Here is an 18,371-nt window from a genome sequence, read left to right as displayed (position 1 = left end):
AATCCTGCTAGGCGGAGCTTTCAGTATCCTCATCCATCAGACGATGAGGCAGTAACAACAATAAATCGGCAATAGGCCATAAAGCAGCCATAAAAACAGCTGACCACAGCCAATCCCACCCCGCCCATTCACCTGCTAGCCAAGCGTGAGCAAAGCGTGAGGGAATAAACGCCAACAGCCAAATCGGTAACAAGTGGATTAACTGTACCCATGGCCCAAATAGGAGTAGTCGTCGACGTAATAGCCCTACCCCATAAATTGCTAACACATAGCTTAAAGCATGCTCACCTAGTAATGCCCCTCCGTGTACATCCAAAAGCAGTCCTAGCACAAAGCCAGATAACATGTTGACTCGACGTGGCTCGTGCAAATTCCAAAAGCACAACACCATCAATAACAAGTCTGGAGCCATCAGCCATAGCCTCCAAGGCAACAAGGCTAACAACCACATCAGAAAAACCGACCCCCACACCATCCAAGGGCTGGAAGTAGGTTTAAAAGGCGAGCTATCAATAGGTTGCAATGAGCTCAGCGAGCTTTTTTGGGGCGCAGCAGATTTTTTAGATTGAGAATAGGAAGTATTATTCATGGTGCTGCTCAGCATCTAGCTGCAATTTGGGTTCATCCACCAATAAAACCAAAAAGTGACGATAACGCTCAGGATGAGATAATGGTTGCGCTACGGCTACCGCAAAACCTGTTGCAGGATCAAAATCAATACGCTCGACCTCGGCCACTGGCAAGCCAGCTGGGAATAGGCCCCCGATACCACTAGTAATTAAAACATCCCCAACCTTTAAGTCCACTTCATTCGTAAGGTAACGTGCTTCAACTTTTGCTGCTGAGTGCCCCCCAAAAGCCACCAGACGCAAGCCATTGCGTAACACCTGTACGGGAATAGAAACTTTGTCGTCGGTGATTAATGCGGCCTCTGCCGTATAGGGGGTTACACGTATGACCTGCCCAACAACACCACCTTCGTCAATTACCGGCATACCTGGTCGAATACCATCTGTCGCCCCTTTGTTAAACACCAAACGACGATTAAAAGCATTGGGGGGCTCATAAAATACCTCAACGGCGACCGCTGGCTGTGTTACCGTATCAGCGACTTGTAGTAAACGTCGCAGCTGTTCATTTTCAGTTGCTAGTTGTGCTGCATGGGTGGAAAGCTGTGCCAGTTCAATACGCTGACGCTGCAAGGCTTCTTTTTCACTATGCACCAACGCTGTGGCATTCATCCACGTATCGATATACTGAAACAAATCACCCGGCGCCATCACTGCGCGCTGAAAAGGGTAAATCGCCATCGACAACGCTTGCCGCGCCGGCTCTAAAACCGTCCAACGTGCATCCGTTACCATTAACACAACTGAAAGCAACGCAAAAAGGGCTAAGCGCACCCCTGGCGCCGTGCCACGCTTAAATAAACGAATAGAACGCTGTACTTGCATGTGTAACCATCAATAGCACCAGCCAAGAGAGCCAAAGCTGGCGCTATCTGAACTGGACGGCAAGATTAATCGTAAATGAATACGGCACCTAGTTTTTCTAGGTGTTCTAATGCCTCACCACAACCACGCACCACACATGTTAACGGATCTTCTGCCACCACTACAGGCAATCCAGTTTCCTCTTGGAGCAAACGATCAAAGTCATGCACTAATGCACCACCACCTGTTAGAACAATCCCTTTTTCTGTAATATCCGCCCCCAATTCTGGAGGGGTTTGCTCAAGTGCCGTTTTAACGGCAGAAACAATCTGATTTAACGGATCAGTTAAGGATTCAAGAATCTCATTAGAGGACACCGTAAAACTGCGGGGCACCCCTTCAGAAAGATTACGGCCCTTGACCTCGATTTCACGAATTTCAGTACCTGGAAAAGCCGAACCGATTTCCTTTTTGATGCGCTCAGCAGTAGGCTCACCAATAAGCATACCGTAATTACGACGAATATAGTTGATAATGGCTTCGTCGAACTTATCACCGCCAACTCGCACCGAGCCTTTATAAACCATCCCGCCTAAAGAGATGACGGCAACCTCGGTCGTGCCCCCCCCAATATCTACAACCATTGAGCCGCTTGCATCTGAAACTGCCAAGCCCGCACCAATCGCTGCTGCCATGGGTTCCTCGATAAGGTAAACTTGACTAGCACCCGCTCCCAGTGCTGATTCACGTATCGCTCTACGCTCTACCTGAGTCGAGCCACACGGCACACATACAATAATACGTGGGCTCGGCGCAAACATGCTACGCGGATGCACCATGCGAATAAACTGCTTAAGCATCTGCTCAGTCACGGTAAAATCCGCGATCACCCCGTCTTTCATGGGGCGTATGGCTTCGATGTTGCCGGGAACACGGCCCAGCATTTGTTTGGCTTCTTGACCAACTGCTTGGATGATTTTTTTGCCGTTAGGACCGCCATCATGGCGAATGGCAACAACCGATGGCTCGTCCAGTACAATGCCTTTACCCCGCACGTAAATAAGGGTGTTGGCGGTACCAAGGTCAATAGCCATGTCGCTAGAGAAATAACTGCGTAGGAATCCGAACATGGGTGCGCAATGTAGATAAGGATTGGTATAAACAGGTGTCAGTTCGACGCGGCCTTCGCACAACGCAAAGTAGGCACACCTGCCCTACGTAGGCGAACACGCAAAAAACCTGACAATGAAACTGTCAATGATAACTTATAATTTAAGTCTATTCAGGATGAATTACAGCCTAAAACATCTGCTAGGCTATATTTTTAAATAAAATAGCCCCAAAATGGGGACAATGCACTCATTTTTTAATTTTGATACGGACTCAGGGATCTATTTATGGCAATTACACAGCAAGATGTCGCGCATATTGCACAATTAGCACATATTGCGCTGACGCCTGAGCAAACTGCCCAAGCCGAACAGGATTTCACTCAAATTATCGAGCTTATTCAAGAGCTACAAAGCGTGGACACCACGGGCGTAGAGCCCTTGGTACAACCCTTAGCGGTTATCCAAGAGGTCAATCTGCGCATGCGCCCCGACGAACCTGCTCCCACCAACACCCCCGAACAGCGTGAGCAGCTCATGCGTAATGCTCCAGCACAAACCGAAGGGTTGTTTTTGGTTCCTACTGTTATCGAATAAGCGTTTATTACTATGTCTTTATTTTCCGATTTTCCCGATATCACCGCATTGGGACAGGCGCTACGCGATGGCAAAATGAGCGCGCGCGAGCTTGTCCAAGATCGCCTAACCCATATACAACAAAGCGATCTGAACGCCTTTATTGACGTCAACCCTGATCTCAGCTTGGCACAGGCCGATGCCGCAGATGCGCTTTTACAATCTGGGCAGGCCACTGCACTCACGGGTATTCCTATTGCGCACAAAGACGTTTTTGTCACCCAAGGCTGGCGCACCACCGCAGGCAGCAAAATGCTAGAAAACTACCTTAGCCCTTTTGATGCTACTGTGGTTTCACGCTTACAACTGGCAGGAACCATCTCTTTAGGTAAGCTCAACTGTGATGAGTTTGCGATGGGTTCCGATAGCACCACCTCTTATTTTGGAGCGATTAAAAACCCATGGGATCCAACTCGCACCCCTGGTGGCTCCTCAGGTGGCTCTGCGGCAGCCGTTGCCGCTGGCTTAGTCATGGCTGCCACAGGGTCAGATACAGGCGGCTCGATTCGCCAACCAGCCGCTCACTGCGGCATCACTGGGATTAAACCCACCTACGGCACCATTTCTCGTTTTGGCATGATTGCTTACGCCTCCAGCATGGATCAGGCCGGTCCACTAGCCCGTAGCGCACGTGATGCTTTGGCGTTACTCGAAGCCATGGTAGGTTTTGATGCCAATGACCCCACCAGTTTATCGGACTGCTCGGGGCAGCCTAACACGGGCGCTCGTGTGCGCGAGCAGTTTACCCAACATCAAACCCACTATGAGCAACAAGGAGAACAACCCCTCAAAGGCCTACGCATTGGGGTACCGGACGAATTTTTCAATGGCAATATCGATACCGACAGTGCCGCTGCCATTGAAGCCGCTTTACAGCTTTATGAATCCTTGGGTGCCACACGCGTTGCTATTTCATTGCCGCTCACACAAAAAGCCATCCCCGCTTATTATGTGATCACACCCGCCGAGGCCTCTAGTAACTTGTCGCGTTTCGATGGGGTTCGCTTTGGTCACCGCGCTGCTGAATACACCGACCTTCAGAGTATGATCAGCAATAGCCGCGCCGAAGGTTTTGGTCCCGAAGTCATTCGCCGTATTTTGACAGGTACCTATGTGCTTTGCGAGGGCTATTACGATGCCTATTACTTACAAGCACAGCGCGTGCGTCGCTTAATTGCCCAAAGCTTTCTCAGCGCTTTTGAGCAATGTGATGTGATCATGGGGCCCGTTGCTCCACGGCCGGCTCCTCGCTTAGATCATCAAGAATCCGACCCAACGGCGGATTGGCGCAATGATGTTTACACCCTATGTGTAAACCTTGCTGGCTTACCCGCTATGTCTATTCCATGTGGTTTTAGCCAAAACCAGCTGCCCATTGGTTTACAGCTAATAGGAAACTACTTTAGCGAAGGTCAGCTCCTTGCCATTGCCGACCGTTTCCAACAACACAGCGACTGGCACCAACGCATTGCAGGAACAAAATAATGGAATGGGAAATTGTGATTGGGCTAGAAACGCACGCCCAGCTATCAACAAAATCGAAAATTTTTTCTAACAGCAGCACAGCGTTTGGTGCTGCGCCGAACACACAAGCCTCAGCCATCGACATGGCGCTACCAGGCACGCTGCCCGTATTTAACGAGGCCGCCGCAGAAAAAGCCATTCGCTTTGGTTTAGCCGTCGACGCGACCATCACCCCGCGCTCCGTGTTCGCACGCAAAAACTATTTTTACCCCGACCTACCTAAAAACTATCAAACCAGTCAGTTTGATCTACCGGTAGTCGTCGGTGGTAAAATCCATTTTTTTGTGGGTGACGAGCCGCACTGCGTCAATCTGACCCGTGCTCACCTCGAAGAGGACGCCGGCAAATCCCTACACGAAAACTTTACCGGTTTACATGGTGAATCCTCTACCGGAATTGACCTGAACCGCGCTGGCACACCGTTATTAGAGATTGTCTCTGAGCCCGAAATGCGCTCTGCCGCCGAAGCCGTAGCCTATGCCCGTGCGCTGCATGCGCTTGTTGTCTGGTTGGGGATTTGTGATGGCAACATGCAAGAAGGCTCATTTCGCTGTGACGCGAACGTTTCCGTACGCCCCAAAGGCCAAAAAGAATTCGGTACGCGTTGTGAACTAAAAAACATCAACTCATTCCGATTTTTAGAGCGTGCTATTAACTACGAAGCTCGCCGCCAAATCGAACTTATCGAAGACGGGGGCACGGTGATCCAGGAAACACGTCTTTATGATGCCGACCGCGATGAAACGCGTAGCATGCGCACCAAAGAAGATGCGAACGATTACCGTTATTTTTCCGATCCTGACTTAGCGCCACTATTTATTAGCCCCGAGTGGATCGAGCGCGTTAAAGCCGATATGCCTGAGCTGCCCGCACAAAAGCGAGCCCGTTTCGAATCCGAACTGGGTTTAAGCGCTTATGATGCCAACCAGCTGACCGTATCACGCGATGTAGCGGACTACTTTGAGCAAACCTATGCGGCCTTAGGGCAGGATCACGCTAAACTGGCAGCCAACTGGATTATTACTGATCTAACAGCGGTATTAAACCGCGAAGAACTGGAAATATCCCAAAGTAAAATCACCCCCCAACAGTTGGCTAAACTCATCACACGTATTGCGGATAACACAATCTCTAACAAAATCGCTCGCGATGTTTTTGCTGCCATGTGGGAAGGCGAAGAAAACGCCGATGCTGACGCCATTATTGAAAAACGTGGCTTAAAACAAATCAGCGATACCGGTGCGATCGAAGCCATGGTCGATGAGGTTTTAGCCGCAAATCCCGAGATTGTGGAACAGTACCGCGCGGGTCGTGACAAAGCCTTTAACTCATTAATCGGTCAAGTCATGAAAGCCGCTAAAGGTAAAGCCAACCCCAAACAGGTTTCTGATATTCTAAAAGCCAAACTGGGTTAACACTCTGGCACATCCCCATAAAAAAACCCCAGCTTGTAATAAGCTGGGGTTTTTTATAGTAAATACTATTTAGACGCCGCGACTACTTCGATTTCAATGAGCCATTCGGGCATCACTAAACCGGCAACTTGCATCGCAGAGCGAGCGGGTAAATTAGGCTGGTCTTTAGTGCCAAAAAACTGCTGGTAGCCTTTCATAAACCCCTCAAAGTCCATTTTATTGTCCTTGTTCGGGTCAGCAACCAAATACACCTGCATTTTAACCACGTCGCCCATACCTAAACCTAACGCTTTAAGGTTGGATTCAATGGTTTTTAAAACGCTAATGGTTTGGGCTTCGGTATCACCATAATGACCTTGAGCGTCCTTGCTGGGAACCACACCACTTAAATAATGTAATTGTGCCCCTGCAGGAATACTCACAGAGGTAGCTATAGGAAAGTCATTCGGAGCTGGCACACGTTGAATCTCTTGCGCCTGCACGCTAAAGGCAAGTAATGCCCCCGCCACCAAACCAACCGTTTTTAACGTTGTTCGCATTAACATATAAGCACTCCTTAATCTAACGTGCCGTAATCCGCATCCGGTTTGCGCATTTTTGCCACTTGCTCAGGCGTGAAATCGGGTTTGAAATCATTACCAAAGCTCGTACGAATGTAATTCACAATCGCTGCTATTTGGTCGTCATCTAAATAATTTCCAAAACCAGGCATGCCCTTTTGACCATATAACACAATATAAGCTGGGTACTCCGCCGCCATTAAACGCATATTATTCGCAAAAGCCGGGAACTGCCCAGCGCCCTTAGCACCTTTGCCTTCGGCCATATGACAGCTAATACAAACGGTTTGGTAAATTTCTTTACCGGTTTTGGCTTCAATACCCGTCGTCACATCATTCATCACCGCCGAATCCGCAAAACTGGCTACAGACACGACCGATAACACCGACGCTAGACCTAAAGATAACAGGGATTTTTTCATGATCTAGACTCCTTATTGCGCCATGGCTTTTTCGTGAAGCTGTTCAATGGCAGCTAAACCCGACAACATGGCTCCTTCCATCCAGGCTGGAATATAAGAAGCATGCTCCCCTGCTAAAACAATACGCCCGTCCATTCGACACAAATTATCGTAGTGCTCTTCGCGCTTACGGTCCGTCCAGATCCCAAAACACCCCAGCGTCCAAGGTACTCGGCTCCACGCCATTGCCATACTGTTTTCCGCTTCTTCTTTAATTTGCGGGTGGATTTGTGCGCTGTATTCCAACGCTTTAGCAATACGCTCTTTGGGTGGCATCGCACTAAACTGTACGGCATCAACCCCAAACACATACCCATTTAAAAGCACCCCTTTGCCTGAGCTAAACATATTGTCGCTGGGGTAAGAAATCTGTGTAATAGGTAAGTCTGTGTAGCTGATACCACCATAAATCTGTTCGTCTTCTTCCCAGAAGCGGCGTTTATACTGCGTGCCCACTTTCACTGCTGGCGCATAAGGTACCGCATTAATGGCATCTTGCATTTTGCGATCCACATTCATGGGGATTTGGCTTAAAACAGACAAGGGCAAGGTACAAACACACCAGTCCGCCGTCTCTGTTTTTACTTCTTCGCCACCATTGCGGTCTTTGTAGCTAATGGTTACGCCGTTATCATCCTGCTTGATCTCTACCACTTGTGCGTTTAGCTGAATCAAGTCTTTTAGCTCACGATGAAAGGCTTCCCCAATTTTGCCCATTCCGCCGACTGGTTGAAACATGGTGTTTTGGAACTCTTCCAGAAAATGCACATCCATGTTTGCCCAAACACGAGAATCGATTAGCTCTTTAAAATTAATAGGCTCAGAAGGCTCTGGACGCGCATTCAATCCACCGCCCGGTGCTTTGGCATAGCCACGGCGCGCGCTGGTATCCAAGCTTTTTACATATTTATACTCGTCATTCAAAGCGCCATGATTTTTCAATGCTGCCAGAAGAATTTCTTTATCTTCATCCGTTACAGGCATATCAAGCTTATCGGTATTCACCGCTTTGGCTAACAGCTCGCTGATCCCACCTCGAAAATCCGATACCACATGCGCATAGCGCTGTGGCTTACCATCAAAAGCATTTTGAGCATGCAAATACGCATTAAAGTTCATCTGAATGAACGGCTCTAGCTTCACATTTAAGCGCTTACAGTACTCTAAGACGGCATAGTGATGATAAGGAATACGCCATGGTCCAGGGTTTAAGTAAAGGCCCTCATCAAATTCACAAACCTGCTTTTCGCCACCTAGCTCGGTATATTCGGTGCCACCGTACCAAGACCAGTTGCGACCACCAGCACGATCCTGATACTCCAGAATCTTCACTTTATAACCTGCATCGCGTAGCTCTAAAGCAGCCACCATACCAGCCAAACCAGCACCCAATACAACGACTGAAGACCCTTTTTTCGGTGCGCCTTGTAATTTCTTACCACTACGGTAAGGGGATTCTGCTGCATAGCCTAGACTTGTCATGGATTGATACATCACCGAGGCTCCGGCGGCGTAACCAATCATGGACAAGAGCTGGCGTCGTGTCATAGGAAGACCTTTTGCCATCATTTCACCTCTTAAATGCCCTTTTAAGGCATGATTGTTTTGTACCCTTTTAGGGAAAAATATCTGTGTGTAGTTGACCTACCGACAAGTAGGTCTTGCTCTTTTATGCTAATGAACCTAAAAGCTAAGCTATAAAAAAACACTACTGCTAGTAGGCGTATCGAAAAATAACACAATTAAACCAAATGTGTTTTAAGCTTAAAATATATGGATTCGACATAAAAAAGCCGCACGTACAAGGCGTGCGGCGACTTATTTGATCATAAAATAATAAAAATGGACCAATTATTTTATTTTATGACAATGTCAAGAATTATAAAGCTCAACTATAGGCAAACTGCTTAACTTGCTTACACCCCATATTTTTGACGATAAGCAGCGACGGATTGTTGATGCGCAGCTAATTCTGAATTGTTCTCCAGGTAGAACATAATATCGGCCAATGATGCGATACTAATAACAGGCATCCCATATTTTTGGCTTACTTCTTGTACGGCTGAGTGTGAAGAAAGCTGTTGATCCGTGCCCGCGCGCTCCATGCGATCAAGAGCAATCAATACACCCGCCGGCTCCGCACCCGCTGCCCGGATAATATCCACGGATTCGCGCACAGAAGTACCTGCGGTAATCACATCATCGATGATGATGACCTTGCCCTGTAATGGGGCACCCACCAGCGTGCCCCCTTCGCCATGGGCTTTGGCTTCTTTACGGTTAAAAGCAAACGGTATATCGCGACCAGCAAGATCAGGATGCTGTGCCAAGGCCACGGCTGTTGTCGCCGCTAACGGAATGCCTTTGTATGCTGGACCAAACAACATATCAAAAGGCACCCCCGAGCTAACAAGCGCTTGTGCATAAAACTGTGCCAAACGCCCCACGGCAGCACCACTATTGAACAACCCAGCATTAAAAAAATAGGGGCTTAGACGACCTGATTTAACTTTAAATTCACCAAAACGCAATACGCCCTGTTCCAGAGCGAAGCGCACAAATTCATTACGTTGAGAGAGCATGATGTGCTTCCAAATAAAGTGCATCCATAAACCCCACTATTATTCCATGAAAGCCTCAAAGATGTATGGCTAAAATCAGCCCATCGGCTTTACCTAAAAAGGAGAATTCTTATGAGCATGCCCGTTTTTTACTTATCCCATGGTGGTGGCCCATGGCCTTGGATGGAACAAGGTCTGGTGCGCTATGCGGATTTACAGCGAAGCCTAACGGCGCTTCCTGCAAGCCTACCCCGCCCACCCAAGGCGATTTTGATGGTATCTGCGCATTGGGAAACCGAAGGCCCCCTACGAGTACAAAGCCACCCTAACCCCCCAATGGTCTATGACTATTATAATTTTCCTGCCCATACCTACGAGGTCGTTTACCCGGCTTCTGGTCAGCCCGCATTAGCTCAGCACGTCCAGCAACGCTTAGAGCAAGCCGGATTCGATGTGCAACAAGACGCTGAACGCGGTTTTGATCACGGGGCATTTGTTCCTGCTTATGTCATGTACCCCGACGCCTCTATCCCTATGGTGCAACTTTCTATTGATGCGCACTATGATCCGGCTTTCCATTTACGCATGGGTGCAGCCTTACGCGCTTTACGCGACGAAGACGTATTGATTCTCGGCAGTGGTGCCAGCTACCATAATTTACGTTTGATGGGGCCCGAGGCCGCGCCCGCCTCGCAAGCCTTTGATGCATGGTTAGATCAAACACTTTTACACACCCCAGCTCCTGCACGCGAGCAAGCCCTCTTACATTGGGACCAAGCCCCTGGAGCGCGTGTGGCTCATGCGCGCGAAGACCATCTAGTGCCTTTATTTGTGGTTGCTGGAGCCGCCACAGAGCAAGACCCCGTCACACGAATTTTGAATAGCACCAGTACAACCGGTATTATGAACGGCAGTTATCGTTTCGGTTAGGATGATTCATCCGTCTTTTTTAGAGAGTTTCCGTGTTACGCATTTGTAGTTTAAATATGAACGGCATCCGTGCCGCCTATAGAAAAGGCTTTGCTGATTGGCTTCAAGCTCACCAACCCGATATGGTTTGCTTACAAGAGGTTCGCATTCAAGACAAAGACCTAAAAGATCCCATGCGCCATCCCGACGGCTATACCGGCTACTTTAATCTAGCCGAAAAACCCGGCTACAGTGGTGTGGGTTTATACCTAAAAGACGAGCCCCAAGCCGTTCATATTGGCATGGATTGCGATGAATTCGACCCCGAAGGGCGTGTGATCCGTGCTGATTTCGACAAACTGAGTGTCATCAGTGCTTATTTGCCTTCAGGCACCAGTGGTGACGAACGTCAGGCTGCCAAATATCGCTTTTTAGATCGATTTGAAGCGCTTATGCAGGGTTTTATGGCGGACCATCAAGCTACCGGTCGGGAATATATTATTTGTGGTGATTGGAATATTGCTCACCATGAAATCGACTTAAAAAACTGGCGTGGTAACCAAAAAAACTCCGGTTTCTTACCCGAAGAGCGCGCATGGCTAACCAAGGTATTTAATGAAATGGGCTGGGTGGATGTTTACCGCCACCTTTACCCTGATCATACCGGAGAAAGCTACACCTGGTGGAGCAATCGCGGACAAGCATGGGCCAATAACACCGGTTGGCGTATTGATTACCATGTGGCCACCCCAGGTGCTGCCGCGGCCGCTCAAAAAGCATGGGTATACAAAGACGAGCGCTATAGTGATCATGCCCCGCTCATTGTGGATTATGATTTAACCCATTGTTAATTGTTTTAGAGACAGACCATGCACCAACCTGACCCCGCTTTTTTACAAGCCTTAACCGCTATCGTGGGCCCAGATCATGTAATCACTGATCCTAGCCAAAGCCAAACCTATTTCACGGATTGGAGTGGCGAACAAGGCAACGCCCCTTTGGCCGTTGTACGCCCTAAAACCACCGAGGATGTCAGCCGTATTCTCGCGCTTTGCCACCAGCAGCGTTGCGCTGTTGTTCCCCAAGGGGGGCTAACAGGTTTAGCTGGCGGAGCCACGATACGCGGCGCAGCCATCGCGCTTTCTTTAGAGCGACTCAAAGGGGTCATTGAACTGGACGCCGAATCCGCTACCATGACTGTCTGGGCGGGTACCCCGTTAGAACTCATTCAAAACGAAGCCGAAAAAGCGGGCTTTTTGTTTGCGTTAGATCTTGGAGCGCGCGGCTCCTGCCAAATTGGTGGCAACGTCTCGACCAACGCTGGCGGCAACCGCGTCATCCGCTATGGCATGACTCGCGATTTGGTGCTGGGACTAGAGGTGGTTCAAGCCGATGGCACGATTTTGTCTATGCTCAACAAAATGGCAAAAAACAATGCGGCCTTTGATCTGAAACATTTATTTATTGGTTCTGAAGGCACCCTAGGCATCGTGACACAAGTCGTCCTACGCTTGCACCCTAAAGTCAATGGCGCCAATACGGCCTTGATTGCTTTACCCGATTTCAGCGCCGTAACACGCCTTTTACGCTATGCTCAACAAGAGCTTTCGGGGCTGGTGAGTGCCTTTGAGGTCATGTGGCAGGATTATTACCGCATCGCCACCACTGTAGGGGGCAGCCGTGCGCCCATTGCCGCCGATTATCCCCTCTATGTATTAATGGATCTGCAGTCCGCCAACCCTGAAACAACCGCTGCTCCCTTCGAGGCGGTGCTAGAGCATGCTTTTAATGAAGGCTGGGCGCTGGATGCCGCCGTCGCACAATCACATGCCGATGCAGAAGATTTTTGGATATTACGCGACGCCGTTGCCGAAATCCTACCCCATTATGCGCCAACCATTAACTTTGATATTTCCTTCCCTATTTCACAAATTGGGTTAGGAGTTGAGCGTTTACGACAAAGCGTACACGCGGTAGACCCAACATTAACCACAATGTTTTTTGGTCATGTGGGTGATGGCAATATTCATCTGCTCGTTGGCCCTATCCCCCACGGAGATAAAACCATGGAACACGAGATTGAAAAACGCTGTTATGAAGTAGCCCAAGCGCTTCAGGGGTCGATCTCTGCGGAACATGGGATTGGTTTACACAAAAAGCCCTGGCTTGCCTACAGCCGTACCCCCGCCGAGCTGGCTCTGATGCGTACCCTAAAGCAGGCTTTAGACCCCCATCAGATCCTAAACCCCGGTAAGGTCTTTGATTAATAGAACCAAGCCCCTACCGTTAGCTCAACACTCCTACAAAGGCGGTAATAATGATAGCGTTCACAAAATCAATGAATAAGGAGCCAACCAAAGGAATAACAAAGAACGCTTTAGGTGACGGACCATTTACCTCGGTGAATGACTGCATATTAGCCATCGCATTAGGAGTGGCCCCCATCCCAAAACCACAATGACCAGCGGCCATTACGGCCGCATCATAATCTTTGCCCATAATCCTAAAGGTAACGTAGGTCGCAAATAAAAACATGACCGCTGTTTGCACAACTAGGATCACAAGTAACGGCCCCGCTACATCCGCTAGCTCCCAAAGCTTCATAGACATTAAAGCCATTACCAAGAAAAACCCCAGAGAGACGGATCCAATAGCATCTAGCTGTGCTTGTGGAAAACGAAAACCACGCCAGTCAATAATATTGCGCACGACCACAGCAATCAGCATCGACCCCAAATACGCTGGCAACGTCACCCCTTTGGTTTGCAGCCACTCAATAAGCATCGAACCTAGCCCCATACATACGGCTAGTAACAGCACAGAGTACATCGACAAATCAAAAAGTGGTTCTTTTTGAGGGGTGGCATTTTCCTGAGTAGCAGCCCCCCCTGTAGTAGGGGTTGGCACTGACACAGCGGCTCGCTGCCGAGGACCTTTTAAGCCATGTTTACGCATGAGACGTGAGCCCACAGGCCCCCCAATCACACACCCTGCAACCAAGCCCCACGTGGCAGCAGCAATAGCAGCAGGTAGCGCGCCGGTTACCCCATACGATTCCAACAAGGGACCAAACGCTGCCGATGTCCCATGTCCACCGGTTAAAGAAATCGACCCCGCCGCTAGTCCTAATAAGGGGCTCGCTCCCATGACATAAGCCAAGCCCGCACCAATGATATTTTGCAAGGTCAACAGTAGAACTGCAGCCACTAAAAACAGGGCCACCCCTACCCCACCCTTTTTCAGCATTTCAAAACTGGCAGAAAAACCAATGGTTGTAAAAAATGCCATTAGCAAAAAGGCACGCATATTGTCATACAGCTCAACCGAGAAGCTTTGCGTCTGATGCCCATATAAAGCAATAAGCGCAAATACCAGCCCACCAATAATGGGACTCGGAATAAAATAACGCGATAAAACAGGCACTCGATTTTTGATAAGTTTCCCTATCACTAAAAACACCGCTGCCAACGCTACGGTTTGTGCCATATCAAGCTGTATAAGCATGGTTATCCTCTGTGCGACGTGGTAGCCCTAAGCGCAACGAGCGCGTACCTGCTCCCAAATAAAAGCAGCAACATCCTGAGGTTGATTTAAATCTAAGCAGATACGATCAGTCATAGCCAATGGTGTATCTGTCGCAATGGCGACCACTTTCTCTGTATGCGGATAAACTGGATCTACCCCACGCGATGGGCGATAAACCTCTAAGCGCGGAATATCTGCTTGCCGATATCCTTCTACTAAAACCACATCAACCGGTTGCAAACGTTGTACTAAGTCTACCAATAACGGCTCGTCGTTTTGATTTAAGTTATGAAACAAAGCGTAATGATAGGGGGAGGCCACAATGACCTCGCGTGCACCGGCATTACGGAAGCGAGCGCTATCTTTATGGGGTGGTTCGAATTCCAAGCGATGATGACTGTGCTTGATCACAGCCACCTCTAGACCTTGGGCATTAAACCAAGGCATCATGGCTTCAATCAGCGTGGTTTTACCACTACCTGAGCGCCCAACAATACCAAAAACCCGCTGCATAGTGATTAATGGTCGCGCTGCACCGCAGCGGTACAAAAATCAACCAATGTTTGCTTATAAATACTGTCAGGAAAAACCTGTATGGCCTGTAAAGCTAACTCAGCCTCGGCATCAGCAGCTTGACGGGTATAGTCAACCGCATCGGTATTCGCGATGGCGGCTGCCACCGCCTCAAAATCCGCATCCCCGGTTTCAATGGCGGATTTAATTAACTGTTGTTCGGCTGGGGTACCGACTTGCATCACGCGAATTAAAGGAAGCGTAGGCTTGCCCTCGCGCAGATCGTCGCCCACATTTTTTCCTAGCGCTTCCGCGTCACCACTGTAATCCAAGACATCATCAATCAGCTGGAAAGCCGTACCAATATGACGCCCATACGCAGCAGCGGCCGACTCAAGCTCGGGGCTGGCTGCAGATAAGATCGCCCCCACTTGTGCTGCGGCCTCGAAAAGCTTGGCGGTTTTATAGCGCACCACCTGCATATAGCGTTCTTCGGACACATCCGGATCGTGTACGTTTAACAGCTGTAAGACCTCGCCCTCGGCAATGATAGTAGTGGCTTCAGAGAGTACTGCCATAGCACGCATTGACTGCGTTTCCACCATCATCTCAAAAGAGCGAGAGTATAAATAATCACCCACCAACACACTAGCAGCATTACCAAACACCGCATTAGCCGTACTACGGCCTCGGCGTAAGTCAGACTCATCAACCACATCATCATGTAATAACGTGGCAGTATGGATGAACTCCACCACACCCGCCAATAGATGATGATGTGAGCCTTTGTAGCCTAATGCATTGGCGATTAACAATAACAAAGCGGGGCGCATTCTTTTGCCACCCGCGCCCACAATATATTCCCCAATAGTACGAATAAGGACGACTTCTGAGTTTAATCGCCCGCGGATTACCGCATCAAGGGCTTTCATGTCATCTGCGATGGGGGTCATTAGATTTGGGAGATTCAAAGCGCGTTCCGAACGAAAAAAATACCAACCTTGGTAAAAATCCAAGAGTAAAGGGATAATTATACGGTGTTGTGGCGATAACGCCGAATTTAGCGCCGCATAAAAATCACAAAGACAAAAAAACCACGTCTACCCAGCATCATACGTCTTTTAGCCTAAATGGAGAATATGTTGAATTACGACTTAAGCAATTTGTTACAACGCGCCGAACGTGTGCTTGAACAGCTCGAAGCCTATTTGCCGCCAGCCCCACCCGCTATTAATTGGGATGCCCACGCGTTTATCTGGCGGCGTCGAGGCGCGCGTGGCTGGTTAGATGCCGTAAAACATATTGCCACCATTGCCCCTGAAGATTTACAACATATTGAGCAACAAAAAGATATCATTACACGCAACACCGCTCAATTCGTAGCAGGCAAACCCGCCAATAATGTCCTTATGACAGGAGCCCGCGGCACGGGCAAAAGCTCTTTAGTCAAAGCTATGCTCAATCAATTTGCAGATCAAGGTTTGCGTTTGATTGAAATTGATAAAGACGACATGGGAGACCTACCAGATATCATTGAATTGATTGCTGACCGCCCCGAACGCTTTATTATTTTTAGTGATGACTTATCCTTTGAAGACGGCGAAAGCGGTTATAAAGCATTAAAATCTGTACTGGATGGCTCCGTCGCCGCTCCCAGTGATAATGTTTTGATTTATGCGACCTCAAACCGGCGCCATCTTATGCCGGAATACGCAGCGGAAAACTTACAGACCAGTACACCTGCTACGGGCGAACTGCATTATGGCGAAGCCGTAGAGGAAAAAGTCTCTTTATCTGAACGCTTTGGGATTTGGTTATCGTTTTATCAGTTTAAACAAGACGATTATTTGGATATTGTGTATTACTGGCTTAAAACACTGGGCTATCCTGCTGAGCGTGTCGAGGATGCCCGTCGCGAAGCCTTACAATGGGCCTTACACCGCGGCTCCCGCTCGGGGCGTGTTGCACAACAATTTGCACGGGACTGGGTAGCACGTCATGACAACTAAAACCCATCCCCCCTACGTTCGGGTTGCCGTGGGCGTTATTCTGGATCCAATGGGACATGTACTACTTGGCAGTCGTCCTGCCGATAAACCCTGGCCACATTGGTGGGAGCTGCCAGGCGGTAAAATCGAAACCAATGAAAGCGTGCCCCAAGCGCTCATCCGCGAGCTCCACGAGGAAATCGGTATCCATGCAACGACCCTATTACCTTGGATCCGCTATATCCATCACTATCCACGCAGTACGGTAGAGCTTAACTTTTATCAAGTCACCGAGTGGCAGGGCACTCCAACCCCACAAGAAAATCAGCAGTTAGCTTGGTGTCATCCCGATCAGCCTATTCCATTAACGATAGGGCCTATTTTGCCTGCCACCTTCCCGATTCTCCGTTGGTTACGCTTACCCAAACACTATTTACTTAGCAATATCGGACAAAAAAGTGGCGTATCGATCTGGCTAGAAAAGCTGCATCAGGCATTACAACAGGGAGTACGACTGGTGCAATTCAGAGAGCCTGCTTGGGAGAACAACCATCCCAATGACCCTGATTGTTTAGCCGCCTTACAGCAAACAGTGGATTTATGTCACCAATGGGGAGCCCTCTGCTTACTGAATAGTATCCACCCTTGGGATTGGGTTGGTTATGCTGACGGACTCCATTTACGCAGTCACGATGCGGCTCGCCTTGCACAAAATCAACACGCAGCCCCCATTAACAAGCGCCAGCTCCTTGCCGTCTCGGCTCACCACGCGCAAGATATAAAGCACGCACAACAACTAAATAGTGATTTTGTTGTGATTGGGCATGTATTAGATACGCCATCCCACCCAAATCAACCGGCACTAGGCTGGGAAAGGTTTTACGAGCTCGCACAACAAGCAGGGCGACCTGCCTTTGCAATTGGGGGACAATCCCCTACCACCTTTAAACAAGCGCAAACATTTGGTGCGCACGGTATTGCCGGTATCCGACAACTCATTACTGATTAAGACCATGGACCCTGTCACCATATCCGAACACGATGGCGTACGTTATTTACATTTAGGCACCGAATGGGTACAAGGCGCTATGCGCCTAAGCCAACCCAATGAGCTAGAGCTGCTGTATATTCAGCAAATGATGATGTGGCAGCTGTTTATGGACCAGCCCACGCATATTATGCAATTAGGTCTGGGCGCTGCCTCGCTGACTAAGTTTTGTTATCAGAACTACCCCGATAGCAAAATCACTGCCGTCGAAATCAACCTCGATGTCATTCGTGCCTGTAGGGCATTATTTGCATTACCTGATGATGATCAGCGTTTACATGTCATTCATCGCTGTGCTCTCGCGCATCTACAATCTGCACCAATGCAAAGCGTAGAAGTGCTACAAGTGGATTTATATGGTGCCGAAGCGCATGCACCGGCCCTCGGCTCACAAGATTTCTATAATGAATGCGCACGCGTACTAACGGATGAAGGCTTATTAACTATAAATATTTTAGGCAATGCTCATGTTCATGCTCGCCATTTAAACTATTTACAACAGGCCTTTGGCGCCGTGGCTTGGCTTCCTGAATCCCATGATGGCAACATTGTTGCCATCGCCTTCAAAACCCCGCCGGTGGTTGATTTTGAGGCTCTCTATGACCGCGCCACTCAAATCACCATGGCTTACGGGTTGCCAGCAGCAGACTGGGTGGAGGGATTAGAGCAGTGGATGCAGGGGGACTAAA

19 protein-coding genes are annotated in these 18,371 nt (G+C 48.9%); 9 read left to right on the top strand and 10 right to left on the bottom strand.

The genetic code is table 11. The features are described 5' to 3' along the window. Positions 1–7: 7 nt before the first annotated feature. From mreD to Q1V74_RS03960, 3 genes are all read right to left on the bottom strand, one after another. Entirely contained in the window at positions 8–589 is a 582-nt protein-coding gene (mreD, locus tag Q1V74_RS03970) for a rod shape-determining protein MreD (RefSeq protein WP_300647153.1), read from the bottom strand. Further along, a complete protein-coding gene (gene mreC / locus Q1V74_RS03965; RefSeq protein ID WP_300647152.1) occupies positions 582–1,454 on the bottom strand; it encodes a rod shape-determining protein MreC in 873 nt (290 codons plus the stop codon). Before mreC ends, mreD begins: the two co-directional genes overlap by 8 nt. A gap of 65 nt (positions 1,455–1,519) precedes the next feature. Then, a complete protein-coding gene (locus Q1V74_RS03960) occupies positions 1,520–2,563 on the bottom strand; it encodes a rod shape-determining protein (RefSeq protein WP_300647151.1) in 1,044 nt (347 codons plus the stop codon). Between the two features lie 267 nt (positions 2,564–2,830). On the opposite strand from Q1V74_RS03960, the gene gatC reads away from it, so the two are divergent. From gatC to gatB, 3 genes are read left to right on the top strand one after another with little or no spacing between them, the layout of a single operon-like run. Then, entirely contained in the window at positions 2,831–3,139 is a 309-nt protein-coding gene (gatC, locus tag Q1V74_RS03955) for an Asp-tRNA(Asn)/Glu-tRNA(Gln) amidotransferase subunit GatC (protein ID WP_260650001.1), read from the top strand. Positions 3,140–3,145: 6 nt separating this feature from the next. Continuing rightward, complete coding sequence (gene gatA / locus Q1V74_RS03950) at positions 3,146–4,663, top strand: Asp-tRNA(Asn)/Glu-tRNA(Gln) amidotransferase subunit GatA (protein WP_300647188.1); 1,518 nt, start codon at positions 3,146–3,148, stop codon at positions 4,661–4,663. Continuing rightward, positions 4,663–6,117, top strand: coding sequence for an Asp-tRNA(Asn)/Glu-tRNA(Gln) amidotransferase subunit GatB (gatB, locus tag Q1V74_RS03945; RefSeq protein WP_300647150.1), 1,455 nt, complete (start codon positions 4,663–4,665; stop codon positions 6,115–6,117). Before gatA ends, gatB begins: the two co-directional genes overlap by 1 nt. A 65-nt stretch (positions 6,118–6,182) precedes the next feature. Here the strand turns inward: gatB and Q1V74_RS03940 are convergent, their stop codons facing one another. The 4 genes from Q1V74_RS03940 to pyrE form a co-directional block, all read right to left on the bottom strand. After that, positions 6,183–6,662 carry a RidA family protein gene (locus Q1V74_RS03940; protein ID WP_260649999.1) on the bottom strand — a complete coding sequence of 160 codons (480 nt, stop codon included), beginning with the start codon at positions 6,660–6,662 and terminating at the stop codon, positions 6,183–6,185. A gap of 11 nt (positions 6,663–6,673) precedes the next feature. Then, a complete protein-coding gene (locus Q1V74_RS03935; protein ID WP_260649998.1) occupies positions 6,674–7,099 on the bottom strand; it encodes a cytochrome c in 426 nt (141 codons plus the stop codon). Between the two features lie 12 nt (positions 7,100–7,111). Further along, positions 7,112–8,686 carry a flavin monoamine oxidase family protein gene (locus Q1V74_RS03930; RefSeq protein WP_300647149.1) on the bottom strand — a complete coding sequence of 525 codons (1,575 nt, stop codon included), beginning with the start codon at positions 8,684–8,686 and terminating at the stop codon, positions 7,112–7,114. Between the two features lie 368 nt (positions 8,687–9,054). Then, the gene (pyrE, locus tag Q1V74_RS03925; RefSeq protein ID WP_300647148.1) at positions 9,055–9,720 is read right to left on the bottom strand and encodes an orotate phosphoribosyltransferase; all 666 of its coding nucleotides are present in this window, start codon (positions 9,718–9,720) and stop codon (positions 9,055–9,057) included. Positions 9,721–9,831: 111 nt separating this feature from the next. Here pyrE and Q1V74_RS03920 point away from each other — a divergent pair, with 111 nt between their 5' ends. The 3 genes from Q1V74_RS03920 to Q1V74_RS03910 are packed head-to-tail and all read left to right on the top strand — an operon-like array spanning position 9,832 to position 12,875. Then, positions 9,832–10,629, top strand: coding sequence for a class III extradiol ring-cleavage dioxygenase (locus Q1V74_RS03920; RefSeq protein ID WP_300647147.1), 798 nt, complete (start codon positions 9,832–9,834; stop codon positions 10,627–10,629). A 32-nt stretch (positions 10,630–10,661) separates the two neighbouring features. Then, positions 10,662–11,459 carry an exodeoxyribonuclease III gene (locus Q1V74_RS03915; protein WP_300647146.1) on the top strand — a complete coding sequence of 266 codons (798 nt, stop codon included), beginning with the start codon at positions 10,662–10,664 and terminating at the stop codon, positions 11,457–11,459. A gap of 18 nt (positions 11,460–11,477) precedes the next feature. Next, on the top strand, positions 11,478–12,875 hold the full coding sequence (locus Q1V74_RS03910) for an FAD-binding oxidoreductase (protein WP_300647145.1): 1,398 nt from the start codon (positions 11,478–11,480) through the stop codon (positions 12,873–12,875). 19 nt (positions 12,876–12,894) lie between these two features. Here the strand turns inward: Q1V74_RS03910 and gltS are convergent, their stop codons facing one another. From gltS to ispB, 3 genes are read right to left on the bottom strand one after another with little or no spacing between them, the layout of a single operon-like run. Next, a complete protein-coding gene (gltS, locus tag Q1V74_RS03905) occupies positions 12,895–14,112 on the bottom strand; it encodes a sodium/glutamate symporter (protein ID WP_300647144.1) in 1,218 nt (405 codons plus the stop codon). Between the two features lie 27 nt (positions 14,113–14,139). Further along, positions 14,140–14,646, bottom strand: coding sequence for a molybdopterin-guanine dinucleotide biosynthesis protein B (mobB, locus tag Q1V74_RS03900; RefSeq protein WP_300647143.1), 507 nt, complete (start codon positions 14,644–14,646; stop codon positions 14,140–14,142). Between the two features lie 5 nt (positions 14,647–14,651). Next, positions 14,652–15,617 carry an octaprenyl diphosphate synthase gene (gene ispB, locus Q1V74_RS03895; RefSeq protein WP_260649991.1) on the bottom strand — a complete coding sequence of 322 codons (966 nt, stop codon included), beginning with the start codon at positions 15,615–15,617 and terminating at the stop codon, positions 14,652–14,654. 168 nt (positions 15,618–15,785) lie between these two features. Between ispB and Q1V74_RS03890 the strand changes: the two genes are divergently transcribed. The 3 genes from Q1V74_RS03890 to Q1V74_RS03880 are packed head-to-tail and all read left to right on the top strand — an operon-like array spanning position 15,786 to position 18,370. Further along, complete coding sequence (locus tag Q1V74_RS03890; protein ID WP_300647141.1) at positions 15,786–16,655, top strand: ATP-binding protein; 870 nt, start codon at positions 15,786–15,788, stop codon at positions 16,653–16,655. Then, complete coding sequence (locus tag Q1V74_RS03885; RefSeq protein WP_300647140.1) at positions 16,645–17,643, top strand: Nudix family hydrolase; 999 nt, start codon at positions 16,645–16,647, stop codon at positions 17,641–17,643. Before Q1V74_RS03890 ends, Q1V74_RS03885 begins: the two co-directional genes overlap by 11 nt. A gap of 4 nt (positions 17,644–17,647) precedes the next feature. Beyond that, positions 17,648–18,370 (top strand): spermidine synthase, encoded by a 723-nt coding sequence (locus Q1V74_RS03880; RefSeq protein WP_300647139.1) that lies wholly within the window; start codon positions 17,648–17,650, stop codon positions 18,368–18,370. The last annotated feature ends 1 nt before the right edge of the window (position 18,371 follow it).

Source organism: Paenalcaligenes sp., assembly GCF_030152715.1.
GTDB lineage: Bacteria > Pseudomonadota > Gammaproteobacteria > Burkholderiales > Burkholderiaceae_B > Paenalcaligenes > Paenalcaligenes hermetiae.
This window is presented reverse-complemented; position numbering and strand designations above follow the sequence as displayed.

What these genes read in the sequence shown, in the direction of transcription:
- mreD (WP_300647153.1), bottom strand. Translation starts at nt 589, where the DNA reads ATGAATAATACTTCCTATTCTCAATCTAAAAAATCTGCTGCGCCCCAA.
- mreC (WP_300647152.1), bottom strand. Translation starts at nt 1,454, where the DNA reads ATGCAAGTACAGCGTTCTATTCGTTTATTTAAGCGTGGCACGGCGCCA.
- Q1V74_RS03960 (WP_300647151.1), bottom strand. Translation starts at nt 2,563, where the DNA reads ATGTTCGGATTCCTACGCAGTTATTTCTCTAGCGACATGGCTATTGAC.
- gatC (WP_260650001.1), top strand. Translation starts at nt 2,831, where the DNA reads ATGGCAATTACACAGCAAGATGTCGCGCATATTGCACAATTAGCACAT.
- gatB (WP_300647150.1), top strand. Translation starts at nt 4,663, where the DNA reads ATGGAATGGGAAATTGTGATTGGGCTAGAAACGCACGCCCAGCTATCA.
- Q1V74_RS03940 (WP_260649999.1), bottom strand. Translation starts at nt 6,662, where the DNA reads ATGTTAATGCGAACAACGTTAAAAACGGTTGGTTTGGTGGCGGGGGCA.
- Q1V74_RS03935 (WP_260649998.1), bottom strand. Translation starts at nt 7,099, where the DNA reads ATGAAAAAATCCCTGTTATCTTTAGGTCTAGCGTCGGTGTTATCGGTC.
- Q1V74_RS03930 (WP_300647149.1), bottom strand. Translation starts at nt 8,686, where the DNA reads ATGACACGACGCCAGCTCTTGTCCATGATTGGTTACGCCGCCGGAGCC.
- pyrE (WP_300647148.1), bottom strand. Translation starts at nt 9,720, where the DNA reads ATGCTCTCTCAACGTAATGAATTTGTGCGCTTCGCTCTGGAACAGGGC.
- Q1V74_RS03920 (WP_300647147.1), top strand. Translation starts at nt 9,832, where the DNA reads ATGAGCATGCCCGTTTTTTACTTATCCCATGGTGGTGGCCCATGGCCT.
- Q1V74_RS03910 (WP_300647145.1), top strand. Translation starts at nt 11,478, where the DNA reads ATGCACCAACCTGACCCCGCTTTTTTACAAGCCTTAACCGCTATCGTG.
- gltS (WP_300647144.1), bottom strand. Translation starts at nt 14,112, where the DNA reads ATGCTTATACAGCTTGATATGGCACAAACCGTAGCGTTGGCAGCGGTG.
- mobB (WP_300647143.1), bottom strand. Translation starts at nt 14,646, where the DNA reads ATGCAGCGGGTTTTTGGTATTGTTGGGCGCTCAGGTAGTGGTAAAACC.
- Q1V74_RS03890 (WP_300647141.1), top strand. Translation starts at nt 15,786, where the DNA reads ATGTTGAATTACGACTTAAGCAATTTGTTACAACGCGCCGAACGTGTG.
- Q1V74_RS03885 (WP_300647140.1), top strand. Translation starts at nt 16,645, where the DNA reads ATGACAACTAAAACCCATCCCCCCTACGTTCGGGTTGCCGTGGGCGTT.
- Q1V74_RS03880 (WP_300647139.1), top strand. Translation starts at nt 17,648, where the DNA reads ATGGACCCTGTCACCATATCCGAACACGATGGCGTACGTTATTTACAT.